22 protein-coding genes and 1 pseudogene are annotated in these 24,505 nt (G+C 69.8%); 12 read left to right on the top strand and 11 right to left on the bottom strand.

Annotation, left to right across the window (positions count from 1 at the left end; genetic code table 11):
- Nucleotides 1–25: 25 nt before the first annotated feature.
- Both OG828_RS06340 and OG828_RS06345 read right to left on the bottom strand, forming a co-directional pair.
- Nucleotides 26–817 carry an SDR family oxidoreductase gene (locus OG828_RS06340; RefSeq protein ID WP_328500390.1) on the bottom strand — a complete coding sequence of 264 codons (792 nt, stop codon included), beginning with the start codon at nt 815–817 and terminating at the stop codon, nt 26–28.
- 97 nt (nt 818–914) lie between these two features.
- Nucleotides 915–1,499 (bottom strand): DinB family protein, encoded by a 585-nt coding sequence (locus OG828_RS06345; protein ID WP_328437081.1) that lies wholly within the window; start codon nt 1,497–1,499, stop codon nt 915–917.
- 85 nt (nt 1,500–1,584) lie between these two features.
- Between OG828_RS06345 and OG828_RS06350 the strand changes: the two are divergent.
- Nucleotides 1,585–1,695 (top strand): annotated as a pseudogene (locus OG828_RS06350) (DUF1731 domain-containing protein); the annotation flags it as partial.
- Between the two features lie 17 nt (nt 1,696–1,712).
- Here OG828_RS06350 and OG828_RS06355 read toward each other — a convergent pair.
- Genes OG828_RS06355 through OG828_RS06365 form a run of 3 tightly spaced genes read right to left on the bottom strand, consistent with a single transcriptional unit; the run spans nt 1,713 to nt 4,239 of the window.
- Nucleotides 1,713–2,003 (bottom strand): hypothetical protein, encoded by a 291-nt coding sequence (locus OG828_RS06355; RefSeq protein ID WP_328500391.1) that lies wholly within the window; start codon nt 2,001–2,003, stop codon nt 1,713–1,715.
- Nucleotides 2,000–2,680: a sigma-70 family RNA polymerase sigma factor gene (locus OG828_RS06360; protein WP_328351236.1), complete on the bottom strand. Its 681-nt coding sequence runs from the start codon at nt 2,678–2,680 to the stop codon at nt 2,000–2,002. The genes OG828_RS06355 and OG828_RS06360 overlap by 4 nt, the downstream gene beginning before the upstream one ends.
- Nucleotides 2,677–4,239: a sodium:solute symporter family protein gene (locus OG828_RS06365; protein WP_328500392.1), complete on the bottom strand. Its 1,563-nt coding sequence runs from the start codon at nt 4,237–4,239 to the stop codon at nt 2,677–2,679. Before OG828_RS06365 ends, OG828_RS06360 begins: the two co-directional genes overlap by 4 nt.
- 168 nt (nt 4,240–4,407) lie before the next feature.
- Here OG828_RS06365 and OG828_RS06370 point away from each other — a divergent pair, with 168 nt between their 5' ends.
- From OG828_RS06370 to OG828_RS06380, 3 genes are all read left to right on the top strand, one after another.
- A complete protein-coding gene (locus tag OG828_RS06370; protein ID WP_328351242.1) occupies nt 4,408–4,629 on the top strand; it encodes a DUF3311 domain-containing protein in 222 nt (73 codons plus the stop codon).
- Between the two features lie 89 nt (nt 4,630–4,718).
- The gene (locus OG828_RS06375) at nt 4,719–6,896 is read left to right on the top strand and encodes a carbon starvation CstA family protein (RefSeq protein WP_328500393.1); all 2,178 of its coding nucleotides are present in this window, start codon (nt 4,719–4,721) and stop codon (nt 6,894–6,896) included.
- Nucleotides 6,893–7,081, top strand: a complete 189-nt coding sequence (locus tag OG828_RS06380; RefSeq protein WP_210569279.1) for a YbdD/YjiX family protein — start codon at nt 6,893–6,895, stop codon at nt 7,079–7,081. The genes OG828_RS06375 and OG828_RS06380 overlap by 4 nt, the downstream gene beginning before the upstream one ends.
- 63 nt (nt 7,082–7,144) lie before the next feature.
- Here the strand turns inward: OG828_RS06380 and OG828_RS06385 are convergent, their stop codons facing one another.
- A complete protein-coding gene (locus tag OG828_RS06385; RefSeq protein ID WP_328500394.1) occupies nt 7,145–7,894 on the bottom strand; it encodes a DUF429 domain-containing protein in 750 nt (249 codons plus the stop codon).
- A gap of 357 nt (nt 7,895–8,251) precedes the next feature.
- On the opposite strand from OG828_RS06385, the gene OG828_RS06390 reads away from it, so the two are divergent.
- From OG828_RS06390 to OG828_RS06410, 5 genes are all read left to right on the top strand, one after another.
- Nucleotides 8,252–9,676 (top strand): DUF1996 domain-containing protein, encoded by a 1,425-nt coding sequence (locus OG828_RS06390; protein WP_328500395.1) that lies wholly within the window; start codon nt 8,252–8,254, stop codon nt 9,674–9,676.
- Nucleotides 9,677–9,861: 185 nt separating this feature from the next.
- Entirely contained in the window at nt 9,862–9,984 is a 123-nt protein-coding gene (locus OG828_RS06395) for a hypothetical protein (RefSeq protein WP_328500396.1), read from the top strand.
- Nucleotides 9,985–10,236: 252 nt separating this feature from the next.
- On the top strand, nt 10,237–11,724 hold the full coding sequence (locus OG828_RS06400; protein ID WP_328500397.1) for a UDP-N-acetylmuramoyl-L-alanyl-D-glutamate--2,6-diaminopimelate ligase: 1,488 nt from the start codon (nt 10,237–10,239) through the stop codon (nt 11,722–11,724).
- Between the two features lie 334 nt (nt 11,725–12,058).
- On the top strand, nt 12,059–13,279 hold the full coding sequence (locus OG828_RS06405; protein WP_328500398.1) for a metallophosphoesterase: 1,221 nt from the start codon (nt 12,059–12,061) through the stop codon (nt 13,277–13,279).
- 195 nt (nt 13,280–13,474) lie between these two features.
- Entirely contained in the window at nt 13,475–14,359 is an 885-nt protein-coding gene (locus OG828_RS06410) for a helix-turn-helix transcriptional regulator (RefSeq protein WP_328500399.1), read from the top strand.
- A 409-nt stretch (nt 14,360–14,768) separates the two neighbouring features.
- Here the strand turns inward: OG828_RS06410 and OG828_RS06415 are convergent, their stop codons facing one another.
- The 3 genes from OG828_RS06415 to OG828_RS06425 form a co-directional block, all read right to left on the bottom strand.
- Nucleotides 14,769–15,140 (bottom strand): DoxX family protein, encoded by a 372-nt coding sequence (locus tag OG828_RS06415; protein ID WP_328351266.1) that lies wholly within the window; start codon nt 15,138–15,140, stop codon nt 14,769–14,771.
- A 123-nt stretch (nt 15,141–15,263) separates the two neighbouring features.
- Nucleotides 15,264–15,944 (bottom strand): SDR family NAD(P)-dependent oxidoreductase, encoded by a 681-nt coding sequence (locus OG828_RS06420; protein ID WP_328500400.1) that lies wholly within the window; start codon nt 15,942–15,944, stop codon nt 15,264–15,266.
- 34 nt (nt 15,945–15,978) lie between these two features.
- Nucleotides 15,979–16,875: an NADP-dependent oxidoreductase gene (locus OG828_RS06425; RefSeq protein ID WP_328351271.1), complete on the bottom strand. Its 897-nt coding sequence runs from the start codon at nt 16,873–16,875 to the stop codon at nt 15,979–15,981.
- A gap of 141 nt (nt 16,876–17,016) precedes the next feature.
- Here OG828_RS06425 and OG828_RS06430 point away from each other — a divergent pair, with 141 nt between their 5' ends.
- Complete coding sequence (locus tag OG828_RS06430; protein ID WP_328437096.1) at nt 17,017–17,709, top strand: TetR/AcrR family transcriptional regulator; 693 nt, start codon at nt 17,017–17,019, stop codon at nt 17,707–17,709.
- 265 nt (nt 17,710–17,974) lie between these two features.
- Here the strand turns inward: OG828_RS06430 and OG828_RS06435 are convergent, their stop codons facing one another.
- Nucleotides 17,975–18,508: a dienelactone hydrolase family protein gene (locus OG828_RS06435; RefSeq protein WP_328500401.1), complete on the bottom strand. Its 534-nt coding sequence runs from the start codon at nt 18,506–18,508 to the stop codon at nt 17,975–17,977.
- Between the two features lie 98 nt (nt 18,509–18,606).
- Between OG828_RS06435 and OG828_RS06440 the strand changes: the two genes are divergently transcribed.
- Both OG828_RS06440 and OG828_RS06445 read left to right on the top strand, forming a co-directional pair.
- Nucleotides 18,607–20,268, top strand: a complete 1,662-nt coding sequence (locus OG828_RS06440; RefSeq protein ID WP_328500402.1) for a DNA/RNA non-specific endonuclease — start codon at nt 18,607–18,609, stop codon at nt 20,266–20,268.
- Nucleotides 20,269–20,290: 22 nt separating this feature from the next.
- Nucleotides 20,291–20,752, top strand: a complete 462-nt coding sequence (locus OG828_RS06445) for a hypothetical protein (protein ID WP_328500403.1) — start codon at nt 20,291–20,293, stop codon at nt 20,750–20,752.
- Between the two features lie 614 nt (nt 20,753–21,366).
- Here the strand turns inward: OG828_RS06445 and OG828_RS06450 are convergent.
- Nucleotides 21,367–24,495 carry an alpha-N-acetylglucosaminidase TIM-barrel domain-containing protein gene (locus OG828_RS06450; protein ID WP_328500404.1) on the bottom strand — a complete coding sequence of 1,043 codons (3,129 nt, stop codon included), beginning with the start codon at nt 24,493–24,495 and terminating at the stop codon, nt 21,367–21,369.
- Between the last annotated feature and the right edge of the window lie 10 nt (nt 24,496–24,505).

A 24,505-nucleotide genomic window follows, 5' to 3' on the forward strand; every position in this document is an offset into this window, starting at 1 on the left:
GGTCTTCTGCGGTGGTCTTCTCAATTCATCGGCCGGCATCCTCGGGGGCGCCGATCCAGCGGCTGATCTCGATGTCGGCGGACGTGTCCCGCTGCAGCGTGGGCGCGATCACCAGTTCCTCGACGACCGTCCGCTGCGGGAGCGAGGCGCACAGCAGCACGGCTCGCGCCACGTCCTCCGGCTGCACCATGGCCGCCCGCTTCTCCTCGCTCGGCGGGGCGGCGCGGCTGTCCAGGATCGGTGTGTTCACCTCGCCGGGCAGGATGCAGGTGGCGCGGATGAGGTCGTTGCGGAAGGTGTTGTGCAGATACGTCATGAAGTTGCGCACGCCCGCCTTGGCCGCGCCGTACGGTGCCCCGCCAAGGAGGGTGGGCCGCACCGCGGCGAGCGAGGACACCGTGATGATCGAGCCGCCGCCGCGCTCCAGCATGTCCGGGAGCACGGCCTGGGTGAGCAGGTATACGGCGGTGAGGTTGACGCCCATGACGTGGTTCCACTCCTGCTCGCTGATCCAGCGGACGTCCAGGACCTTGCTCGCGCCGCCCGCGTTGTTGACGAGGATGTCGACGGGCCCGGCCACCTCCCGCGTCCAGGCGACGAGTTCACGGACCTCGCCGGCGTTCTCGACGTGCGTGGAGTGGGTGAAGACCGTGCCGCCGGCCTTCTCGATCACTGCGGCGACCTCGTCGAGGATGTGCTGCCTGCGTCCGACGAGGACCACCCTCGCCCCCTCCCCCGCCAGCACCAGCGCCGTTTCCCGGCCGATGCCGGTACCCGCGCCGGTGATCAGCGCGGTCTTTCCATCGAGGGTGCCCATCCGTCTCAGCCCTCCCAGCTGTGGGCGCGCCCTACGCCCTCAGGGGTGAGGATGCCCTCGCGAGGCCGGCGAGAACGGCTTCCCGGCGCTCGTCCGACTAAGCCTTGATCGGTGCGGCCGACCTGGCGGCCTGCTCGATCTTCGCGCGGTAGGCGGCACGGGCTTCCTCGTCGATCTGTTGCTCGTGTTCGGCGCGCAACCCGGTCCGGCCGTCGATGCCCTCGCGCAGGATGTCGGCGTGCCCGGTATGCCGGATGACCTCGCCGAGGACGTGGACCATGACGGCGAACAGATTCGTGTTGAGGTAAGGCTCCGGCCACCAGGGCACGTGGCCGGGGGCGTCGAGGGGAAGCCCGTTGATCGTCGCGTCCGAGTGTTCCCACGTGCGCCGGTAGAACCCGATGATCTGGTCGCGGGTCTCGTCCTCGGTCGCCCACTGATCGCTGCCGTCGGAGTCCTGCCACTGGCACAGCGGTTCCGGCGAAGGGCGGTCGAAGACCTCGCCGAAGTACCTGGCCTCAACGGTGGCCACGTGCTTGACCAGGCCGAGGAGGTTGGTCCCGGTCGCCGTCAACGGTCGGCGGGCGTCGTATTCGGACAAGCCGTCGAGTTTCCAGAGCAGCGCGTTTCGGTCCCGCCGCAGTCTCTGGTGCAGGTTGTCCTTCGCGAATTCATCGATCATGCGGCACGAGCCTGCCATGGGCTGCTCGCGGCCTCAAGATCCCGTACGTGGCCCGCAACGACCGGCAGAGCACAGGCGAGCGTAGAAGAGCCGCCGCGTCGTCCCCGGCCGTCTGCTCGAAGCAGGCTTCTCCTTCGACCACGACCGGTGGCCGGAGGCCGGAGGCCGCCGAAGACCTCGTGCGGCGCATCCGTGACACGGACCATGGGTCCGTCAAGTCGGCGTGCTGGCAATCCCACCGGAAGCAGCCGGATTCCCGATGCCCGAGAAGATGACTCCGGGTTCGGAGGGAGCCTGGTTGAGGACCCACAGACCGATCAGCGTGGCGAGCGTGAAGACGACCGCGATCAGCACGGCGAGGACGACCCGGCGACGCCGCTCCCGGCGCACCCAGTCGCCGCGAGCCGTCCGGTACGCGTCGGGCGCGGCCCGTACCCCACCGGCCAGCGCCTCCAGGGCTTCGCGCAGCTCTTGTTCCGTCCGGTCCGGAGAGGTGTCGTTCATCGCCGGGCCTCCATCGCCTGGGTCAGGGCGGCGATGCCGCGTGCGGTGTGCGTCTTGACCGATCCGCAGGAGATGCCCATCGCGGCGGCTATCTCGCTCTCCTTCAGGCCGAGCCAGTGGCGCAGGACGAGCGCTTCGCGCTGCCGCGCGGGCAGTTGCTGAAGCGCGTCGATCAGTACGCGCTGGTCGTCGTGGAGCAGGGCGGTGCTCTCGGCGGAGGCCACGACGTCGCTCGGCGGGTTCTCGACGTGCTTGCGCGCGACCTGCAGGTGCCGTATCCGCATCCGGGTCAGATTGCACACCGTGGAGCGCAGATACGCCTCCGCCGCCGCGGCGTCCCGCAGTCGGCGCCATTTTCGGTAGATCTGGTAGTAGGCCTCGGCCACGACGTTCTCCGGGTCGTCGGCTCCGAGCAGCACGGCCAGGCGCAGCATCGAGGAGTAGTGCACCTCGAAGAGCCGGGCCAGTGCGGCCTCCCGTTCCAGGTCGGCCGGATCGCCGACCGTAGGAGTGAGGGACGCTGCTTCGGGCGCCCCGGCGAGTCCGGACTCGCTTTCGAGGCCGATGCGTTCCGCGACCGCCGGCTGGACCGTTGCCGGCTGCGGGACGCGTGGCTCGGGGACGGCGGCGGGAGCCGCCTGCGCCACCGTCATGCGGGTGTGCTGTCTGCGTCTCACGGGTTGGGAGCTCCCGTCTCGGGGTGGCGCCTGACGGTCAGGCGGGGCGGTAGGTCGGTGACGTCGGCGCCGCGCGGCACGCCGAGCCGTTCGAGGGCCGCGGTGCCGATCAGGGCGACGGCCAGATTGAGCACCAGGGCCGCGAGCCCGGCGTAGATCTCCAGCGGCCGGCTGCCGGAACCGAGGTCCACGATGGACGAGAACCCCTCGCGCACCACCAGGAACGTGCCGGCCGCCATGCCCACGGCCCACCCGGCCAGCAGCGCCCGCGGATGCAGCCGACTCGTGAACAGCCCGACCGCCACCGCGGGGAAGATCTGCAGAATCCATACGCCGCCGAGGAGTTGGAGGTTGATCGCGTCCTGGTCGCGCAGCCCGAACACGAACGCGACCGCCCCAACCTTCGCGGTGAGCGACACCGCTTTCGCGATGCGCACCTGCCGTTTGGGGGTGGCGGTCGGCTGGACGTACTCGACGTACACATTGCGTACGAAGCAGGTGGCGGCCGCGATCGACATCACGGCGGCCGGGACGAGCGCCCCCACGGTGATCGCGCCGAACACCAGCCCGGCCAGCGGTCCGGGCATCAACCGGTCGACCAGCATCGGCACGGCCGCCTCGGCACCGCCGTCCGGGGCCCGTACCCCCGCCGCGAGGGCCGCGATGCCGAGGAAGCCGAAGAGTGCGAGCAGGCCGGTCCAGGCAGGCAGCGCCACGGCGACCTTGCGCAGGGTGCGGGGGCTGTCGGCGGCGAAGCCCGCGGTCAGCACGTGCGGGTACATCAGCAGGGCCAGCGCGGAGCCGAGGGCGAGCGTGGCGTAGGCGGGCTGCTGCTCGGGGGAAAGGAGCAGCGCGGAGTGCGCCGCGTCCGTGCCGCCGAGCCGTCGTGCCGCCTGGTCGAAGAGCGGGCCGGGGCCGCCGAGCCGTTCGAGGACCAGCCAGCAGACCGCGGTGAGCGAGACGAAGACGGCCACCGCCTTGAGCGCGGAGATCACCGTGGGGGCGCGCAGCCCGTGCCGGTACGTCGCCACCGCGAGGCCCGCGAAGAGCGCCACCATCACCAGATCGCCGGCCGCACCGCGGGGATAGACGCCCCCGGCGGTGAGCACCGCGCGGATGCCCAGCAGCTGAAGCGCCAGGTACGGCATCGTCGCGAGGATTCCGGTGAGCGCGACGACCAGGGCCAGCGGCGGCGAACCGTACCGTCCGCGTACGAAGTCACCGGCGGTCACATAGCCGTGGCGCCGGGCCACCGCCCACAAGCGTGTCAGCAGGACGAAGGCGAGCGGACAGACGATCACCGTGTACGGGACGGCGAAGAAGGCGGGCGCACCGTTCCCGTACGCCAGTCCGGGGACGGCCGTGAAGGTGTACGCGGTGAAGATCGTGCCGCCCAGCAGCAGCCAGGTCCACACCGGGCCCAGGCTCCGGTCGGCCAGCGCCCACCCCTCCAGGGACGGCAGCCGGTCGGTGGGGCGCAGCCGGCGCGCGGTGACGGCGAGCAGCGACGCTCCGCCTGTCACGGCGAGAAACGTCGCCGTCATGGCGCCATCCGCCATGGGTCACCGTCCTTGGTGTGCCTGTGCCTTCACCGGTTAGTTGCGCAGGCGGCTCGTTCGGATGACGGAGAACCGGCGGGAAATCTTCTGGACATTCGCTGTCAACCACTTCCGGCGGGTGGGCAACTCTTGCACAGACCGACAGCGAGCGGGAGAGGAGCACAGGTCATGGCACCCACGGGTCAGCACCGGCTACGGCGCGTCACGATCGCCGTACTGCTCCTCGCGCCCGCCGCGGGACTGCTGTGGGTTCCCTGGTACGCCGGTGAGAGCCCGCGGCTCGCCGGGACGCCGTTCTTCTACTGGTACCAGCTCGCCTGGGTCCCCGGCTGCGGTCTGTGCCTGCTGGCCGCGTATGCGCTGAGCAGGCACGACCGCCACGACCCCTAGTTCGTACGCATTCCGTAAGCATTCCGCCGCACCGCCGATTCGTACGCATCCGTACCACCACACCATCACCGTCGAGGTGAGGAGCCGCCATGCCCACGTCCGTCATGCCCGAATCCGGTCTTCCGGCGCCAGAAGGGCCCGAGGGGCCACCCACCGCACGGTCCCGGATGACACCGCGGTCGATGCTGCTGTGGACCGCCGTGGCCCTGCTCGGCGCGATCGGCTGGGGTGTCCTCGCGCTGGCCAGGGGCGAGGAGATCTCCGCGGTCTGGCTGGTGCTGGCGGCCCTCGGCTCGTACGCCATCGCCTACCGCTTCTACTCCCGCTTCATCGCACGGCGTGTGCTGAGGCCCGACGACCGGCGGGCCACCCCCGCCGAACGCCTCGAGGACGGCGTCGACTTCCAGCCGACCGACCGGCGGGTGCTGCTCGGCCATCACTTCGCGGCGATCGCCGGCGCCGGCCCGCTGGTGGGGCCGGTACTCGCAGCCCAGATGGGGTATCTGCCCGGCACGCTGTGGATCGTCGCCGGAGTGATCTTCGCCGGGGCGGTGCAGGACATGGTCGTGCTGTTCCTGTCGATGCGGCGGGACGGCAAGTCGCTCGGGCAGATGGCCCGTGAGGAGATCGGCCGGGCGGGCGGGGCCGCCGCCCTGATCGCCGTCTTCGCCATCATGATCATCCTGCTCGGTGTGCTGGCCCTGGTCGTGGTCAACGCGCTCGCCCACTCCCCGTGGGGCACGTTCTCGGTCGCCATGACCGTTCCCATCGCCCTGTTCATGGGCTTCTGGCTGCACCGCATCCGGCCGGGCAGGGTCGTCGAGACCAGCCTGATCGGTGTGGCGCTGCTGCTTCTCGCCATCGTCGGCGGCGGCTGGATCCAGGAGTCCTCGCTGGCCGACACCTTCACGCTCAGCCCGACGACGCTCGTCTTCTGTCTGGTCGGATACGGATTCGTCGCCTCCGTGCTGCCGGTGTGGATGCTGCTCGCGCCCCGCGACTACCTGTCCACCTTCATGAAGATCGGCACCATCGCGCTTCTCGCGGTCGGCGTCGTCGTGGCCGCGCCCGTGCTGCGTGCCGACGCGGTCAGCGACTTCGCCTCTTCGGGTGCCGGCCCGGTCTTCGCCGGGGCCCTCTTCCCCTTCCTCTTCATCACCATCGCGTGCGGCGCGCTGTCGGGCTTCCACGCGCTGGTCGCCTCGGGTACCACCCCGAAGCTGATCCAGAAGGAGTCCCAGGTCCGGATGATCGGCTACGGCGCCATGCTGATGGAGTCGTTCGTCGCGATCATGGCGCTGATCGCCGCCGCCACCCTCGAACCCGGCCTCTACTACGCGATGAACGCGCCCGCCGCACTGCTCGGTACGACGGCCGAGTCGGCCTCGCAGGCGGTGACGGGCCTCGGCTTCAGCATCACCCCCGACCAGCTGACGCAGGCGGCCAAGGCGGTGGAGGAGCAGACCCTGATCGCCCGCTCGGGCGGAGCGCCGACGCTCGCCGTCGGTATGTCGGAGATCTTCTCCGGGGTCTTCGGCGGCAGTGCGATGAAGGCCTTCTGGTACCACTTCGCGATCATGTTCGAGGCCCTGTTCATCCTGACGACGGTCGACGCGGGCACCCGGGTCGGACGCTTCATGCTCCAGGACATGCTCGGCAACGTCTGGAAGCCGATCGGCCGGGTCAACTGGAAGCCCGGCATCTGGCTGTGCAGCGGACTCGTCGTGACCGCCTGGGGCTACTTCCTCTACACCGGCGCCACCGACCCGCTCGGCGGAATCAACCAGCTGTTCCCGCTCTTCGGCATCGCCAACCAGCTGCTCGCCGCCATCGCCCTCACCGTCTGCACGACCGTCCTCGTCAAGTCCGGTCGGCTGCGCTGGGCCTGGGTCACCGGGATCCCGCTGGCCTGGGTGGTCGCGGTCACCTTCACCGCCGGCTGGCAGAAGATCTTCTCCGACGACCCCCGGGTCGGCTTCTTCGCCCAGCGCGCACGCTATGCCGACGGCATCGACGCCGGTCAGGTCCTGCCGCCCGCCAAGACCCTGGACGACATGCACACGGTGGTCACCAACTCCACGGTCGACGGCGTCCTCATCGCCCTGTTCATGCTCTTGGTCGCCGTGGTGATCGTCAACGCGGCCGTGGTGTGCGTGCGCGCCATCCGGTCGCCCGTCCCGCTGCCGACGACCGAGACGCCGTACGTCCAGTCCCGCATCGACGTACCGGAGCAGTCCGCCGAACCGCTGGCGGGAGCCCGGTCATGAGTGCCAGGCGATGGGCGCGGGCCGTGCGCTGGTACCTGCGCGAGCTGACAGGAGAGGCGGAGTACGACCGCTACTGCGAACGCCACCTGCGTCACCACCCACTCGAGCCGGTACCGACACCGCGCGAGTACGAGACGCTGCGAGCCCGGCACCGTGAAGATCACCCGCAGAGCCGTTGCTGCTGACCGGGCGGGGCGAGCCCGGGGTGGGCCGGCCGGCCCTTTCATCGGCCTGCCTTCAGCCTGCCTTCAGCTCGCCGAAGGCAGGCCGGTGGATGCCGCCAGGTGTTGCAACGTGTCACGGCCCGGGAAGTGGATCCAACCCTCGGTGCGGGCGAGTTCGGCCTCGTCGGCCGTCGGCCATGTGGTGAGCCGCGTCCTGATCGCCCTGGCGACGAGGGCGGCTATCAGGGCGTCGTAGGCGTCACGGCTGGCGGCGAGCAGCCGCCGTGCCTCCTCCGGGATGTCCAGCCAGGACGCGGCGGCCTGCACCTCGTCCACGGAGCCGAGCGTCAGACCCCATTGGTGGCGGGCGGCAGCGGGATACACCTCGGCCACCGGGCCGGCTCCGACGCGGTCGACGGGGTGGCCGAGGTGCTCCAGGAGTGCCTGCAGACGTGCCCAGCGAGCCGCGACGGCCCCCAGTTTGTCGAAGGAGACCGACAGCGGCAGTCGCGGTGCATGGGGTGCGACCACCAGATCGGTACGCCGGTAACGCATGGCCCGCAGATCATCGGCCCCCTCGGCGTCGCGGCCCGGCCACGTGGGCCGGGGTCCCGCATGAGAGGACATGGCCGCGACGAAGGCGGCGGGCCACCCGAAGGGGCAGTCCACTCCGGCCTGGTCCGCCTCCCCCAGGCCGGAGAGCAGCTTCAGCAACTGCTCGTCGGTGCACCCCAGTAGCGGGGTGTGGACCGTGGCCCGGCCCGCCGACCAGTCGATGACGACGGCGGCGGTGCGGGGAGGGCTGGCGGAGAGATCGACGCCGAGGGTGAGCATGCCTTCAGCATGCCGACTCGAGCTCGGCTGCGGCACCCCGGTCCGGGCAGGGCCCGGGCAGGCCAAGCCTCGCGGGGCCGGTCAGCAGCCGGGCCAAGTCGACAGCGTTGACGAAGGCGCGGCTGCGCAGCACGGGGGTCGAACTCACCGCAACCGCCCTGGGCGTTCTGCTGCCCGTCACAACGATTACTGGAAGCTGCCCCGGCCCGGATTAGGCCCTCATGCACTGTTTTGTGGATGGAGAATCCTAAAAACCTGGGAATTCACTGAGCATTCGGCGCCCGCATGCGTATCTGAGGACGTGCTTCCCCCATGCCGGAAGTCCTGCCGGCTCCGGCGATGTCCTTGAGAGGCCTGATGAGACGCAACACGCGAAGAAGATCGACGACTGCTCGCCGGGCGATAGGCGCGGCGGCCGCACTGGCCATAGGGGCCGGTGGACTGGTGGCGGTCAACATCTACGCTTCGGCCGACGAAACCAGCGCGCCGAAGGGCACTGCCCAGAACCAGGCGCTCGCGGCCGGCACCTCCACCATCGACTGCCCCGACGTCGGCCAGCAGTTGACGTCAGTGCCCGCCAAGGCGAAGGCCCAGGTCGACAAGGAACTGGCACTCCTCGACAAGCAGATATCCGAGGCATACCAGCGCCTTTCCACCTCCCAGAAGGCGATTCAGCAGGACCCCAACTTCGCCCAGAACGCGATCGTGGGTCCGCTGAAGGACAAGCGGAAGGCGACGATCGACCGGATCGCCATCGCCATCGGCCGTGTGGCAGCCAAGCCGCAGGGCCTCGACGCATTGGCGGCCTGCACGCTGCGTGCCACCGGCAACCAGGGTGGCAACGACACCAATGCCGGAGGGACCGGCAACGGCCCCGTCGCCGCCGACTTCGTGGACATCACCAAGGTGAAGGCCAACGTGCGCACGCCGGCCAGGTCGGCGAAGGCTTCAAAGGGTGTCTTCGTCAGCAAGTGCGGGGTGAACGCCAACAAGCTGTACAACAGCGACAACGTCATCGTCGCGCCCGGCGTCACCAACGGCGCACACCACGTGCACGATTACATCGGCAACCAGGACAACGACGCCTTCTCGAGCGACCAGGACTTCGCCAAGGCCGGGACCAGCTGCCAGAACAAGGGCGACAAGTCGTCCTACTACTGGCCGGTGCTGCGCCTGCAGGACGGCACCAAGGAGTTCGACGCCGACAAGCAGGGCGGCGGCGCCGAGGGCAACACGGGCCGGATTCTGACGGCCAAGAAGGCCACCTTGAACTTCGTGGGCAGCCCCCGCGGCAAGGTGGTGGCGATGCCCAGGTTCCTGCGCATCATCACCGGTGACGCCAAGGCGTTCGTCAACGGCACGGCCAACGCCAACGCTTCATGGAGCTGCACCGGCTTCGAGAACAAGGTGCAGCTGAAGGACAAGTACCCCCTCTGCCCGTCAGGCAGCGACGTGGTGCGCACCTTCAAGTTCCAGAGTTGCTGGGACGGCACGAACATCGACAGCGCCAACCACCGTACGCACGTGGCCTTCGCTGACGCGGCCGGCAACTGCCCGACCGGCTTCAAGGCCATTCCCCAGTTGGTGCAGCGTCTGGTGTACGACGTGGACGCGCCCAGCATCAAGGACAACGGCAAGACGCGTCCGTTCTTCTCGCTGGACAGCTTCCCCGAACAGGAGCACAAGCCGGTCACCGACCACGGTGACTTCATCAACGTCTTCGACGCGAAGCTGATGAACAAGGCGGTCCAGTGCATCAACACCGGACGTAAGTGCAGCTGAGTCCCGGTACCGAGCGGTGGGCGTCGTACTGGCGACGCCCACCGCTTTGTCGCGTTTGCACGTGGTTCCAGAGCACACTGCGCCGTACGGCGCAGTCAAAGCTGCATGCCGCCCGCTGCGCCGCTGCCCTCGGTGGCGCGCCGAGCGTGGCCTTCGGGCCGCTCAGGCGGACGTACACTCGGCATATGAGTCGCACACGTGCCGTGAGGGACAGCCTGGAGCAGGCTGCCTGTCGGCTGTGCCCGGCGACCGCAGCTGACAATGACGCGCCCGAGAGCGGCCGTATCGCGCTCCACGGCCACGGCTAGCGATTCTCCGCGCCCTCACCGGAGGCCGGGCCGCCCTGGCCTCGCTCGGCTCCCTGTTCTTGTAAACACACCGCAGGCAACACGGCGGGACTACTGCTGCCCGGCCTGAGCCGCCGTATCCGATTCTGATCGGACGCGTCCGCGACACCTGCGCACCCGCTCAACGGCACCACCGCAGCTTCCGGCGCACCGCCGGGGCTGCCGCCTGGCGACGGCCGCACGACGGCCCGAGCCACCTTCGAAGGGATCACTGTGAAGCTAAGCGAGTTGCTGGCCGGGCAGGAGCACCACGTTCTGCAGGGCGACCCGGCGAGGACGGGGATCACCGCGGGAACCACCTTCGACGCCGACCGGGTGACGCCGGGTTCGCTGTTCATCGCCGTGCCCGGCCACCGTGAAGGCGGCCCCGACTCGGTGGCACCTGCCCTCGCACGCGGCGCGGCGGCGGTACTCGTCGACGCCACGACGCCGGCACCTGCGGCGTCGGTATGGGCGTCGGCCCCGGAGGTGTGTGTCGTACGAGTGCCGGACACCCGGACAGCGGCCGCGGTCGTAGCCTCCCGCTATTTCGGTGAGCCGGGGCGGCAGATGGACATGGTGGCGATCACCGGTACCAACGGCAAGACGTCGGTGTCGTACATGGTCGAGTCGGTCCTGCGGATCTCCGAGGGCGCGAAGGTGGGGGTCATCGGGACCGCCGGCAGCCGGATCGGCGACGAGCTGATCCCGATGCCGAGGTCGGTGCTGACCACGCCGGAGTCGCCGGACCTGCAGTACCTGCTGGGGTGCATGCGCGACCGCGGAGTCGGCACCGCGGTACTGGAAGCCACGTCCATGGCGCTGCTGACGCACCGGGTGGACCGTACGTTCGTCGACGTCGGCGTGTTCACCAACCTGACGCAGGATCACCTGGACGATCACGGAACGATGGCGAACTACCGGGACGCCAAGCTGCGTCTGTTCCAGGGCTTGTGCAGGCGCGCTGTGGTCAACGCCGACGACCCGGTGGGCGCCGGCATCCAGGCGATGATGCCGGGCGCGGTGACCACGTACGCCCTGGACGCCGAGGCGGACTACCGGGCCACCGACCTCTCCGTGGACGCTTCCGGCACGCGTTTCATCCTGCACCACGACGGCCACAAGTATCCGGCGGCGATCCCCATTCCGGGCCGCTTCTCGGTGGCCAACGCGCTGGCCACCGTGGCGGCCTGCCACCTTCTGGGCCACGATCTGGGCGGGCTGGTCGCCGCGCTCGACCGGATGCCTGCGATCCCGGGTCGGTTCGAGCGTTTCCAGACGCCGCGCGGCACGTCGGTGATCGTGGACTACGCCCACTCACCGGACTCCCTGGACAAGGTCCTGACCACCATCCGCGACTTCGCACGCGGCCAGGTCATCACCGTCTTCGGCTGCGGCGGGGACCGGGACACCACCAAGCGGACGGACATGGGCAGGATCGCCGGAACCCACTCCGACCTGTGCGTCCTCACCTCGGACAACCCCCGAGGCGAAGACCCCCAGGCCATCCTGGACCAGATCGCCCCCGGCATCGCGGCGACCGGCACACCGTTCGAACGGTTCACCGACCGCCGTCAGGCCGTCGCCTTCGCTCTCTCCGCCGCGGGCCCCGACGACATCGTCCTGATCGCCGGCAAGGGCAGCGAGCCCCATCAGATCATCGGCGACAAGCTGCTCCCCTTCAGCGACATGGCAACCGTGCTCGAACTCACCCGGGGATAGCGGGCCCCGCCGCCTCAAACGCGGATGCCCGCGCCGTACTCGGCCCGAAAACGCACTCGCCGGTCCCTACTGCCCTTACCGCGGAAGTGCACCGACTCGGTGGTCAGATCGCTGTGCGAACCCCACACGCCATATCCGACAGCCCAGTCCGCCGGGCCCCGCCGACCAAGCGGCATTGCCATCAACCCGGAGCCCTTCCAGGTGTCCAGGGCGGAGTCCCACCTCCCGCAGTGAATCCACCGTCCCTCCTCGGGGCCCCTTGACGCCCGTCCGGCCGCCCCGAGGACGACCGGATACAGTGCGTGAGACGGCAGCCTGGTCAGGGAGGGGAAGCGTGACCGACACCAGCGACACCCGACCCGCCGACAGCGAGGTGCAAGCTCCGCGGCGGAGCCGACTGCACCGCCTGATGGGCTACCTTCCCCTGATCGCCCCCGTCCTGCTGTGGGCCGTGCCCTGCTGGGTGCTCCTGCACGCCGGCCAGCACTGGCCGCTGCCCGTCACGCTGGTCGGCACCGCCCTGTTCGCCCTCGGCCTCGTCGGTATGCCGCTCGCGATGGCGCGCGGCCACGGCCGACGCCAACAGGACGGGGCGGCGATCGTCGGTGACACCCTGCTGGGCGCCAGCTGGGTTCTGTTCACCTGGTCCGTTCTGCTCGGCGTCCTCTTGCGGTTCGCCCTGACCGTGGCCGGCGTCGGCGGGAGTCAGGACCGGGCCCGCATCGTCACGTGGGCCGTCCTGGGCATCACCGCCGTACTACTCGCCTGGGGGTACGCCGAGGCCCGCCGCGTGCCACGCGTGCGCCAGCTCGACGTACAACTCCCGCGGCTGGGCGCCGGGTTGGACGGCACCCGCGTCGCCCTCATCACCGACACCCACTACGGCCCGCTCGATCGCGCTCGCTGGTCGGCGCGGGTGTGCGAGACGGTGAACACACTGGAAGCCGACCTGGTCTGCCACACCGGCGACATCGCGGACGGCACGGCCGAACGCCGCCGCGCCCAGGCCACCCCACTCGCTACCGTGCGGGCCACCCGGGCCCGGGTCTACGTCACCGGCAACCACGAGTACTACAGCGAGGCCCAGGGTTGGGTCGACCTGATGGACGAACTGGGCTGGGAGCCGCTGCGCAACCGCCATCTGCTGCTCGAACGCGGAGGCGACACCCTCGTGGTCGCCGGCGTGGACGACGTCACCGCCGAGTCCTCCGGCCTGGCAGGCCACCGCGCCCACCTCGCCGGAGCCCTGAACGGCGCCGACCCCGACCACCCTGTCCTGCTCCTGGCCCACCAGCCCAAGTTCGTCGACCGGGCGGCAGCCGACGGCATCGACCTCCAACTCTCCGGCCACACCCACGGCGGCCAGATCTGGCCCTTCCACCACCTGGTCCGCCTCGACCAGCCCGCCCTCGCCGGCCTCAGCCACCACGGCACCCGCACCCTCCTCTACACCAGCCGCGGCACCGGCTTCTGGGGCCCGCCGTTCCGCATCTTCGCCCCCAGCGAGATCACCCTGCTCGTCCTCCGCTCCCCACACCTGCCCACCAGGCCGTAGCACTGGGCGAGCAGCTAGTGGCCTCGTCGGCGCGGGCGCCATGGGTGTGCCGGGTACCGCCTCGGCGGGCGCGGCCGGCGGGCAGGGCGCCACGTCATCCAGGTGACCGGAGCGGCGCCTGAGTAACCAGTGGCTGATGAACCATGTACTGGCAGTGCATCCCTAACGCCGAACGGGCGGCGTACGGTCAGGAGCGTGGACAACCGCGATGAAGTCCGCGAGTTTCTCACCTCGCGGAGAGCCAGGATCGCCCCGGAGCAGGCCGGGCTGCCGTCCGGCAGCCGGCGCCGCGTGCCAGGCCTGCGCAGGAGCGAGGTCGCCACGCTGGCGGACGTCAGCGTCGATTACTACGGCAAGCTGGAACGCGGCAACCTCGCCGGGGTCTCCCCCGCCGTGCTCGAAGCGGTCGCCCGCGCACTCCAGCTGGACGACGTCGAACGGGCGCACCTGCTCCACCTGGCCCAGGCACAAGAAGGCTCCGACACACTCGCCCGACCCCGAAGGCGTCCCGGCGGCAGCCGGCGGGCCTTGCCCAAAAGCCTGCAATGGACCCTGGACGCCATCACCGCCGGGCCCGCGTGCGTCGTCAACGGCCGCCTGGACGTGGTCGCCGCCAACCAGCTCGCCCGCGCCTTCTTCAGCGACCTCTACAACGACGGTGTGAAGCCGCCGAACATGGCCCGCTTTCAGTTCCTTGATCCTGCGGCTCGGCGCTTCTATCCGGACTGGGACCTCATCGCCGACATGACCGTCGACGTCCTGCGCATCGAGGCCGGCCGCAACCCCCACGACAAGGACCTCCACGACCTGGTGGGCGAGCTGTCCACCCGCAGCGACGCTTTCCGTACCCGCTGGGGCTCCCACAACGTCCGCCGCCACGGCACCGGCACCAAGCGCTTCCACCACCCGGTCGTCGGAGACCTCACCGTCGCCTGGCACGGCTCGGCCGTGGACGACGAACCCGACCTCACCCTCCTGATCTACACCGCCGAACCCGGCTCACCCTCCGAAGAAGCCCTGCGCCTTCTCGCTTCCTGGAGCACCTCCCGGGACGGTGCCTCCCCCACCCACCCCCTCTGACTCCGCCCATGGGCAACGACAAGCCCGTCGTCGCCTACGGGGCCTCCGGCTGCACCGGCCGTCTCGTCTGCGAGTACCTCCGGGAATACAACGTCCCCTTCATCGCCGCCGGACACGACAAGGCGCGCATTGGCCCGTTCACGAAGTACGGGCCGGGGTCGTCGATGCCGCGCTCGCAGCCGGCTGCCACTACCTCGACGCCCAGGCGCGGTCGGGCGATCAGTACGCGCAGAAGGGGCTGTTCCTGTCTCCCGGCATCGCGCAGATGTACGCCTCACCGGCGTGCCGGTCGCGGAGCGTTTGAGGGTCGGTCCGAGCGCGCTGATGACCGCGTCGGCGCCCGCCACCGCAGTCCGGACGGCGGTCTGGTCGGACAACTTCCCGGTGCTGAGGGTCAGTTGGGGGTGGGTCAGAAGGAGTAGGGGCCGAAGCGGCCCCAGGCGACCACGGCGGCCAGGGCCAGCAGGACGGCGTTGAAGGCGATCGCCGAGGGCTCCTTGCGGCGGGCGTGGGTGATCGCGGCGAGGATCATCACGACGACCAGGCCGGTCGCGGCCAGCGGGGTGAGGACGGGCGCGATGTCGGTGGCCGCCGGCAGGATGAGTCCGAGGGCGGCGGCGAACTCGACGATGCCGATGAAGCGGACGGTGGCGGGCGAGAAGTCGGCGACCCAGGGCAGCTTCTCGACGAGCTTGTCCTTGGGCTGGGTGGACTTCATGACACCGGCCATCGCGAACATGGCGGCGAGGAGGGCCTGGAGTATCCAGAGGAAGACGTTCATGGGGACGGAGATCCTTCGGGGAGGGCTGGGGAGGGAGAAGAGGGAAAGGAGGAAAGCGGGAGTGTTCGCCGCCCGTGGGCGGGCGAACCGTATTCCGGCGGATGTCAGCCGTTGAAGCGGGTGTCAGGCTGTGAAGACGGCCTCGGGCCGGTCGCGGCCCTCGTGGAGCTCCCAGTACAGAGGGGCGATCTGCTCGGGAGTGGCGGAGGGGATGCCCTCGGGACCGCCGTCGCCGATCCAGGCGCTGATCGCCACATGCGCGGCGTGGACACCACTGTCCGCGAGTTCCTTGTGCAGGTTGAGCACCCAGTTGCGCAGTGCCGCGGACGCGGCGTTGACGTTGCCGAGCATCGGGTTGGGGTCTACGGAGCCTCCGCCGGTGGTGAACAGCAGGGTCCCGGCTCCGGCCTCCCGCATGGCGGGAAGCACGGCACCGGCGGCGGCGATCGCGCCGTAGAGGTTGTACTCGATCTGCGGCTGCAGGTTCTCCACCGTGGACTCGCTCGGGCTGGCCAGGGTGAAGCCGGGCACCGGCGAGTGGGGTGCCGGAGAGTACTCGAGTACGTCGATGCCGCCGAAGTGGGTCTTCGCCGCGTCGAGAGCGTCGGTGAGGGAGGGACGGTCCAGTACGTCGGCGGGGAACGCGGCGGCCGTGATGCCCTCCTGGCCGAGCTGGTCGACGAGGGCGTCCAGCTTCTCCTTCGTACGGGCTATGAGGGCGACGTCGAAGCCGCGCTTGCCGAAGGTTCGGGCAATGGCAAGGCCCATGCCGGGGCCGGCGCCGATGATGGCGATCGTGGGCATGATCAGGTCTTTCTTCGTGAAGGGATCAGGGTCCTCAGGAGCAGGAGATGGCGATCTTGCCGAGGTTGCCGGAACCGAACGCGGCGAACGCCTCCGGAGCCTGCTCGAGCGGATAGACGGCGGTGACCGGCACCCGCAGCGGGCCGGAGGCGACGCCTTCGGCCAGCGCGCTGAGGGTCTCGGCCTTCGGGTCGGCCATCAGGATGTTGACGGTGACGTCCTGGCCCTCGACGCCGGCGGGGTCGAAGCCGGCGGCGGACACGAGCCTCCCGCCGGGCCGCAGCAGGCCCGCGAGCAGAACACCGTCGCCGGCCAGGTGCACCAACGCGTCCACCCCGCCGGGGGCGAGCGCGCGCACCTGAGCCTCCAGGTCGCCGGTGTGGTCGACCACGTGCACCTCGGCGTCGGTCAGGCCGGTGACGAACTCCGCCGGCGCGCCGGGACGGGCGGTGGCGATCACCTTGGCACCGCGGGCCACGGCGATCTGCACGGCCAGCGCACCGACGCCGCCGGTGGCACCGGAGATGAGCACGGTCTCGCCCTTGTCCAGGGCCACGGCGTTCAGGCTGTCCAGCGCGGCGGTCCCGGCCAGGCCCAGTGCTCCGGCGTCTCGCACGCTCAGCCCCTCGGGGACCTGCACGACACCATGGGCGGCGGGGACGGTGACGTACTCCGCGAGCGAACCGGTGCCCAGGTACGGCTTCGCCACCACGCCGAAGACCGTGTCGCCCACCGCGAAGCCGTCCACGCCCTCACCGAGCGCCTCGACGGTTCCGGCGAAGTCCTTGCCCACCACCAAGGGGAAACGGTGTTCCATCATCCCTTGCAGGTAGCCGGCGGCGGTGGCGGCGTCGAATCCGTTCAGGGAGGCCGCGGCCACCTTGACCAGCAGTTCACCGGCCTCCGGGCGCGGGGTTTCGAGTTCGGTCACCGCGGGGCTCCCGGGGACGGCTTCCAGTGTCACGGCACGCATAGCACTCACCCATCAAGAAAAGTGAAACGACCTTCCCGTTTCTGCGGTGCCAGCATAACCACAAGTGGACCCCGCGTTCCACTTCGGTAGAGTGGAGACATGAGCATGAGTGCACCTGCCGAACCCCCGCGCCAGCAGCCCGAGCAGAGTCTGCGCGTCGATGCCGAACGCAACCGCGACCGCATCCTGGCCGCCGCCCGCCGCCTGTACGCCACCGAGGGCCTGGGCGTCTCCATGGCCTCCGTCGCCCGCGAGGCAGGCGTCGGCAAAGCCACCCTCTCCCGCCGCTTCGCCGATCGGGAGGAACTGATCACCGCGGTCTTCGCCGACCGCATGGACGCCTACGCCGAAGCCGTCACCGAAGCCCTCGCCGACCCCGATCCCTGGCACGGCTTCATCGGCTACATCCAAGCCGTCTGCGCCATGCAGGCCGCCGACCGCGGCTTCGCCGACGTCCTGACCATGACCTTCCCCGCCGCCAAGGCTCTGGAAGCGCGACGCACCGAGGCGTACAACGGCTTTGTCGAACTCATCGGCCGCGCGCAGGCCACCGGATGCCTGCGCGACGACTTCACCTCTCAGGACCTGGTCGTCCTACTGATGGCCAACGCCGGCGTCGTCGCCGCCACCGGCGACGCGGCTCCCGATGCCTGGCGCCGCCTGGTCGGCCAGATGCTCCGCGCCTACGCCACCCCGGGAACAGAAATCCCCCCCTTGCCGCCGGCTCCCGCACCCCGCGCCCTCTACCGCGCCATGATCCGACTCAGCCGCCACACACCCGCCACCCCCTGAAACACCGGCAACCTGGGCCGGTGAGGAGCACGAGTTCGGCGCCGCCCCAGATGGCGAGCGTCATCACCCCTGCGTGCATGCCGTGGCCGTCACGACAGCGACCAGCCCGAGCGCGGCGATGGTGCCGTTCCGCAGGAGCTTGAGAGAGCCGGGGCCCTCCTCGTTGATCGGGCCGCCCTATGGTCTGGGCGGCATTGTGTGCGGGGAACTCGTGCGCTGGGGTCGACATGGGCAGCGGTCGCCTTGGCCGCGATGAACGCGGAGGTCAGATGCGATCCGTTCGCGCTTCGGCTGTCTGCTTGGGATGGGTGTCGAAGAACGCGTCGATGCGCCGCCATGCGTCTGCGGAGGCTGCGGCGTTCGGGCCGACCCCGGTGACGTGGAGCACCGGGTGCAGCACGCGTGAGCCGAACTGGCTGTCGTCGAGGAAGCCGTGGCCCGCCCTTGGATACTCCTTGATGTCCCGGACGACGCCGAACTTGTCGAGGGCGGCCTCCAGTTCGGCTGCGGCGCCCTTGCCGACCACGAAGTCGCGGTCGCCGAAGCTGCCGACGGCAGGGCAGGCTCCTGCCACGGCGTGGCCGAGGTCCTTGGGAAGTGAGCCGCTCCGCCCATGCAGAAGCCGATGATGCCGATCCTGCCGGTGCAGTCCCGGTCCTCGGCAAGGGCGGCACTGGCCGCCGCAGCTGGGCCGGTTCAACCAGCCGGGCCCCCGGGTTGTGGCGGGAAGTTGTGGGCGAAACTCGTGGACCAAGTTGTGGATCGGTGATGTCCTTAGGTAAGTGCTCGTCATGCACATGATCCTGCCGTCCTGACGGTGTGGTGCCGGGCATCGTCTACTGACGGGGGTGGGGCGGGATGAGGAACGAAGCGTTACGGCCAGCCGTGATCGGGTGCGTGACCGCCGGATTGTTGGCGTCAGGATGCTCCAGTTCCGAGGACCGCACCGAACGGGATGCCTTCTTCAAGGCGGCCTCGGCGTTGGAGGCGGCCCCGGCCATCGCCTACAGCACCCAAGTCGCGGGGGCGGAGCTGGACATGCGGGTCACACGAGACGGCGCGGCCACGGGTACCGCTTCTCTGGCCGGGATGCGGCTGGGCCTTCTATCCGTCGGGGACAAGTCGTATGTCCGCTGGCAGAAGGGCGCACCGATCGGTGGGGTCTCACCCGATGAAGCCGGCCTGGCCGACGGCAAATGGATCACCGGAGGAACGTCTTCGGGCGTGACGCAGACGCTGACGCCGCAGCAGATTGCCTCTACGGTCACCGCTCAGCTCAACGACTCCAAGACCCGATTCCCCCGCCGCAGCACCACGGTGAAGGTGAGCGGGACAACCGCATGGAAGGCATCCACGCCCTCCAACGACATCTACGTCACCCGGAGCACGCCGCATCACATCGTGCGGATCACACCCAGAGGGGCCGGAGTGAAGGTTCCGAGCCTGCCACCAGTACCCTCCCTCCCCAGCGGTCTTCCTTCCCTGCCCAGTGACCTTCCCTCACTGCCATCCGGCTTCCCCTCGCTGCCCGAGGTGCCTGCCGGTCTCACCGCGGAGCGGGCCGGCCGTTCCCAGGCACGGGCCGCTGTAGCCGCTGTGGCTCCAGCCCTTCCGGGCCAGATGGATCTGAAAGACATGGACCAGCAACAGGTCGATGCCCTCTTCGACGACCTGGTCAAGAACACCCGGCAGTTGAAGGACTCCTTCGACCTGTCCTACCAGTTCAACACGCGAGGCAGCGCCGCCTTCACCGGCTGCGGCCCAGGTGCATGCACGGTGACCGTCACCCTGGCCAACACCTTCACCAGCAAGAACCTCAAGCCACCGCCGAAGGTGGACGCCACCATGACGGTCACCATGACCGGTGACGGCTCTCCCGTCGGCGGCTGCACCACCTCCGGGCCCCTCCCGGTCAACGCCACCGGCACACTGTCGTGCACCAACGTCTCCCCGCAGTGGAACAGTTGGTACTTCCGCGCCCAGGCGCAGCGGGGCACACACGTCTACACAGCTTTGGCCCGTGTCCTCGGCCGGGCGATCACTTCGGCCGACATCGATCGGCTGATTGAGGAACTGCACCGCCGGCACGAGGAGTACCAGCGCAACCTCAACAGCCCCACCCCGTCTCCCAGCGACTGCACCCCCCAGGCACCCACCTACGGCCCGCTGAACGACGGGCGCGGCACCTCCGGCCACGCCGTGCTGTGCGAACCGCTGCAGTCTGGCTCGGCTGCCGCAATTGCGCCCAAGGGTTACAACTCGGCTACCTTCGACCGCGGTCACCTCATCGGCGAGCAGTTCGGAGGCTCCGGCAGGACGGTGGCCAACATCGTCCCCCTGTACAAGCAGATGAACCAGGTCGTGATGCGCACCTGCGAGAACCGTGTTGCCGACCTGGTCAAGACGGAGCAGCCCGTGGACTACACCGTCACGGCGAACTACGTCGCCGGCAAAGTGATCCCCGACAGCGTCACCATGATTGCCATGGGCAGCAAGGGCACTATCTTCACGAAGACCATCCCCAACACCCCGTCGGCGTCTCATGTCTGCAAAAAGTGATCTCTTCGCCCTACTGGGCAACGTGGCACGTGAAGCACCGCCGGTGGATTGGGCGCAAGTCGAACAACGCCTTGGCTTCACGGTGCCTGACGACTACCGCGCCTGGGCGGCCGTGTACCCACAGATCATCGTTGACGGCTTCCTGACTGTCTTCCACCCCGCCGCGCCGCCACCCAACCTGTTCACCGCCGGCGAGGACCTCCTCGACTTCGACCGTATGCTGCGCGAGGCCGACCCCGACGACATCCCCTACCCCCTCCATCCCGAACCCGGCGGCCTCTACCCCTGGGGTACCACCATCGACAGCCACCGCCTCCACTGGTACCCCCCACGCGGCTGCATCGTCGTCATCGGGCGCGCCGGGAACTGGGAATGGAGTGGCACAATGACCACATTCCTCACTGGCATTCTCACCCGACAGCTGATCTGCCCCCTCTTTCCGGAGAACTTCCCCAGCTCCGAATTTGCCACCGAGGCATCCTGAATCAGGCAGCAGGATCGTCGATCTCGCGTACAGCGCGCGGTCCATCCAAGAGCGGCGTGCTCAACCTCGGAGATCGGAAACGGCCCACACGAAAAGGCCCCCGCAGGCTCTCGCCTGCGAAGACCCTTCGCGCCGTCGGGACGACAGGATTTGAACCTGCGACCCCTTGACCCTCAGTTGGGTGGACCGTGAGCGGCGTGCGACGGGTCGTTGTTCGAGGTCACTGTCCAGCGTACTCAGCCGAGTAAAGGAGTCTGTGTATTCAGGCCTCCGCCGGGCGGCCTCGTCGCCTCACGCAAGCCCCGTGACGACGATCTCAGCGGCTCTGCGCTGTCCCCTTTCTCTCTCGTACAGGAGGAGCAGCTGCGCTCAAGGCTCCCGCGGACCGGCCGACGAGGCCCAGCTCCGCCGCGCTGGGCACCGTCGGATCGAGGTCCTTGAAGCGGGGCTCCGCGCCGCATGGGCGAAGGTCACCTGCTGCTGCGGACGGCGCCGACCGTGCTCGACCGGCTCGCCGGAGCGCTGCCCGTCCGGGCCGCCGACGTCCACCTGAGCGTGAGCCGCCGTGACTCCGCGACGCGTGCTGCGGCCCCGGCCAGGCCCGGCCCGGCCGCTCAGTCGACGGAGAACTCCTCGAAACCGGCGATCCCGCGGGTGCCGGTCCAGCCGTTGGCGGCCGTCATGAAGACGCCGATGTCCTGGGTTTCGGCGACGCCGCCTGGTGTGGCGGTGCCGACCTTGGTCCAGGAGACGCCGTCACGGCTGCACTCGCCGGTGTACGTGCCGCCGGAGCGCGTCAGCCGCAGATGCACCGGGGCGGCGAGGGAACCGGCCAGTTCGATGGAGTCGAACTGGCCGTTGCCGTCGGAGTCCCAGGACAGCGCACAGCCGTTGGACGGCGTCACCGCCAGATTGACGTAGCCGGCCGGGCCGCCGCCGTTGTCGGACAGGTCGTTGCGGACGATGAGCCCGGCGCGGGCCCAGCCGCCCGTGGTGTCCTGCGAGGCGACCTGGACCGTTGCGGTCGAGGAGGACCCGAAGGCGGCGGCCTGGTAGACCGTGCCGAACTCGTTGGTACCGCCCCAGAGGTCGGCGCCCGCGCCCTCGATGGCGAGCGCGTCCCCGGACTGGCCGAAGACCGCGTCGTTGAAGGAGGCGCTCCGGTAGGGGTCGCCCACCCCGGTGCCCGCCATCAGCCGGACGCTCGCCGACGCCAGGCCGCGCGTACCGCTGCTCCGGTAGGACGCGCTCACCGGCACCCGGGAGATCAGCGCGCCGGTGGCCTGGGTGAGGGTGACGGTGAAGGCCGCCGAGAAGGTCTCCCCCGGGGCGACCGACGCCGCGGTGGTCGTGCCGGCCGGCTCGGCGGTCATCCCCTCCGGTGCGTCGAGGGACAGCGTCACATCCGTCGCCGGCCCGAAGCCGTTGCGGTTGGTGAACGCCACGGTGACCGTGACCGGGCGGCCCTCGGCCACCGCGCCCCGGTCGGCGGACGCGGTCAGCGTCACCTGGTCCGGATTGGTGGCCAGGGTGTCCCGTACCTGCCGGGCCAGCTTGTGGATGTCGCCCGACGCCTTCACCGGGTAGCTGTCGTGCTGGTGCGCCCAGCGGTCCTCCAGCGCGAACCAGTCGATCTCGGCGGGCTGCCGGCCGGCCGCGAGCGCGGCGGACAGCTCGGCGAAGTACGTCTTCCAGCGCGTGAGGTAGAGGCCGCCGACCAGCCCCGCCCATTCCCGGTTCGCGTAGTCGTGCAGCCCTTCCTCGCTGCTCTCCCGGCCGCCCCAGGTGGTGATGATCGACCGTGCGTCGTACTCCAGTTGGTCCTTCTCCGCCCTGGTGCCGCCCCAGGACCGGGCGTCGGCCAGCCATCGTCCGAGCAGGTGCTGCGGGGACGCGGCCAGCACCTTGTCCATCAGCTTCATCCAGCTCAGCCAGGTCTTGGTGAGCCGGCCGAAGCCGGCCCGGTCACCGGCCTCGTACGCCGCCTTGATCCGGGGCAGCAGTACGCGGCTGCGGTTGGACAGCACCTGACGGGTGACGTCGGCGAGGTCGTAGGCGTAGGCGGAGCTGTCTCGCAGCCGCGGCGCGACCTGGAGCAGTTCGGTGAGGGCCGCGTCGAAGACCGTGGTGTCGTAGCGGTCGGCCTCCGGGCCCCACGCGGCCGCCTTGTTGGCGCCCAGACTCGGCCGGGCGCCGAACAGCCCGTCGGGCGCCTCGCTCCACCCGTCCTTGCGGGTCATGTTGTACGCGGTGTCGCGGATCGTCTTCCAGGCGGCGACGGCGTGCGGGTCCTCGCCTCCGTAGCGGGACACGGCGTACGCGGCGAACCAGTCGTCGAGGTCGATGGTGCCCGGTGTCCACGCCAGGTCGGTGAGGAGCGCGAGCGCGGGCGCGTTGTTGTCGGCGGCCTCCGGCATCGCCGCGATCCCGGCGAGCGCGCTGCCTTCCTTGTCACGCCACTTGGGGTACTGCTCCACCCAGTCCGGGGCGTTGGCACCCATCGGGGTGTGGCCGCCGAAGTTCCAGATGCTGCCGAAGGCGTACGGGGTGCCGCCCCAGTCGCTCTCCCGGTCCGTGACGGTGGTGTAGCGGTCCGACAGACCGTCCACGATCAGCATCCGGCTCTTGTCGACGCCGTCGAGCAGCGCCTTGGACGGGTTGGACTGCCAGCCCAGGATGGCCCAGATCGCGCCCGGGTGGGCCTTCTGGAGCGCCCCTTCGACGGCTGCCGCGGCTTCGTCCACTGGGACGTCACCGGGGTTGCCGCCCTCGTGCAGCAGATCCATCTTGTACATCGTGCTGTCGCCGAACCGCTCCGACTGGGCCCGGTAGAAGGCGGCGGACACCTCGTCGAAAGCCGTCGTGCGCGGGTCGAGCCAGTCGGGTCGTTTGAAGGCGCCCCAGTCGCCCTGGGGGACCACGGCCGCGTCCCCGCCGTGCTTGGCGACGAAGTCGTCCGGCACGGTGCCGAAGTAACCGGGCAGCACCGGTGTCATGCCCAGTTCGCGCACCCGGTCGGTGATCTTCCGGGCGAGCTCGGCCCGGCGCTCGATGAGCCGCCGGGACACCGGACCGCCGAACCCCGACATGTTCTGCAGCAGCCACCACGGCTGATGTGCCGGTGCCGGAATCCACGCCCGCATTTCGGCGTCCGAGTAGCCGAACTGCCGGAAGGTGTCGTAGTAGACGGCGTCGCCGCCGGTGTAGACCAGCACCCTGTTGATGCCGTGCGGCGCGAGCACGTCCAGCTCGCGCTCCCACGCGTCCCAGTCCCGGTAGGGGCCGGTGTAGCCGTCGTTGGTGTCGTTGAGGGCGAACCGGTGCGGCACGTTCGCCGATCCGGCGATCTCCCCGTCGGGGGCGGGCAGCAGCCTGGGGAGGTTCAGCTGTTCGCCGTTCCAGGAGATGTCGGCCTTTGCCACCCGCGCGAGATAGGTGTTGAGGCCGGTGAGCAGCACCGCCGGGCTCGTGCCCTCCACGGTGATCGCCCCGGCCCGGCCGGTGACCTTGAACCGGTCGGCGCTGCCGGCGCCCAGCGCGCGCAGCGTCACCTGCCGGTGGTGGTCGGGCAGCAGGCGTCGCAGCGCGACCGATGCGGGGGTCGTGTTGAACGGCTTGCCGGCCTTGTCCGCGGCCCCTGGGGCGGCGTGGGCACCTGGCGGCGGGGTCAGCAGCACCACTGAGCCGAACGCGGCCGCTCCGGTCAGCAGGCGTCTGCGGCTGAGGTGTTGGTTGCCTGTCATGAACGTCCTC

This window comes from Streptomyces sp. NBC_00457 (assembly GCF_036014015.1).
Lineage (GTDB): Bacteria > Actinomycetota > Actinomycetes > Streptomycetales > Streptomycetaceae > Streptomyces.

What these genes read in the sequence shown, in the direction of transcription:
- OG828_RS06420 (WP_328500400.1), bottom strand. Translation starts at nt 15,944, where the DNA reads ATGCCCACGATCGCCATCATCGGCGCCGGCCCCGGCATGGGCCTTGCC.
- OG828_RS06450 (WP_328500404.1), bottom strand. Translation starts at nt 24,495, where the DNA reads ATGACAGGCAACCAACACCTCAGCCGCAGACGCCTGCTGACCGGAGCG.
- OG828_RS06370 (WP_328351242.1), top strand. Translation starts at nt 4,408, where the DNA reads ATGGCACCCACGGGTCAGCACCGGCTACGGCGCGTCACGATCGCCGTA.
- OG828_RS06395 (WP_328500396.1), top strand. Translation starts at nt 9,862, where the DNA reads ATGAGTCGCACACGTGCCGTGAGGGACAGCCTGGAGCAGGCTGCCTGT.
- OG828_RS06345 (WP_328437081.1), bottom strand. Translation starts at nt 1,499, where the DNA reads ATGATCGATGAATTCGCGAAGGACAACCTGCACCAGAGACTGCGGCGG.
- OG828_RS06385 (WP_328500394.1), bottom strand. Translation starts at nt 7,894, where the DNA reads ATGCTCACCCTCGGCGTCGATCTCTCCGCCAGCCCTCCCCGCACCGCC.
- OG828_RS06365 (WP_328500392.1), bottom strand. Translation starts at nt 4,239, where the DNA reads ATGGCGGATGGCGCCATGACGGCGACGTTTCTCGCCGTGACAGGCGGA.
- OG828_RS06375 (WP_328500393.1), top strand. Translation starts at nt 4,719, where the DNA reads ATGCCCACGTCCGTCATGCCCGAATCCGGTCTTCCGGCGCCAGAAGGG.
- OG828_RS06430 (WP_328437096.1), top strand. Translation starts at nt 17,017, where the DNA reads ATGAGCATGAGTGCACCTGCCGAACCCCCGCGCCAGCAGCCCGAGCAG.
- OG828_RS06340 (WP_328500390.1), bottom strand. Translation starts at nt 817, where the DNA reads ATGGGCACCCTCGATGGAAAGACCGCGCTGATCACCGGCGCGGGTACC.
- OG828_RS06435 (WP_328500401.1), bottom strand. Translation starts at nt 18,508, where the DNA reads ATGTGCATGACGAGCACTTACCTAAGGACATCACCGATCCACAACTTG.
- OG828_RS06380 (WP_210569279.1), top strand. Translation starts at nt 6,893, where the DNA reads ATGAGTGCCAGGCGATGGGCGCGGGCCGTGCGCTGGTACCTGCGCGAG.
- OG828_RS06390 (WP_328500395.1), top strand. Translation starts at nt 8,252, where the DNA reads ATGAGACGCAACACGCGAAGAAGATCGACGACTGCTCGCCGGGCGATA.
- OG828_RS06415 (WP_328351266.1), bottom strand. Translation starts at nt 15,140, where the DNA reads ATGAACGTCTTCCTCTGGATACTCCAGGCCCTCCTCGCCGCCATGTTC.
- OG828_RS06355 (WP_328500391.1), bottom strand. Translation starts at nt 2,003, where the DNA reads ATGAACGACACCTCTCCGGACCGGACGGAACAAGAGCTGCGCGAAGCC.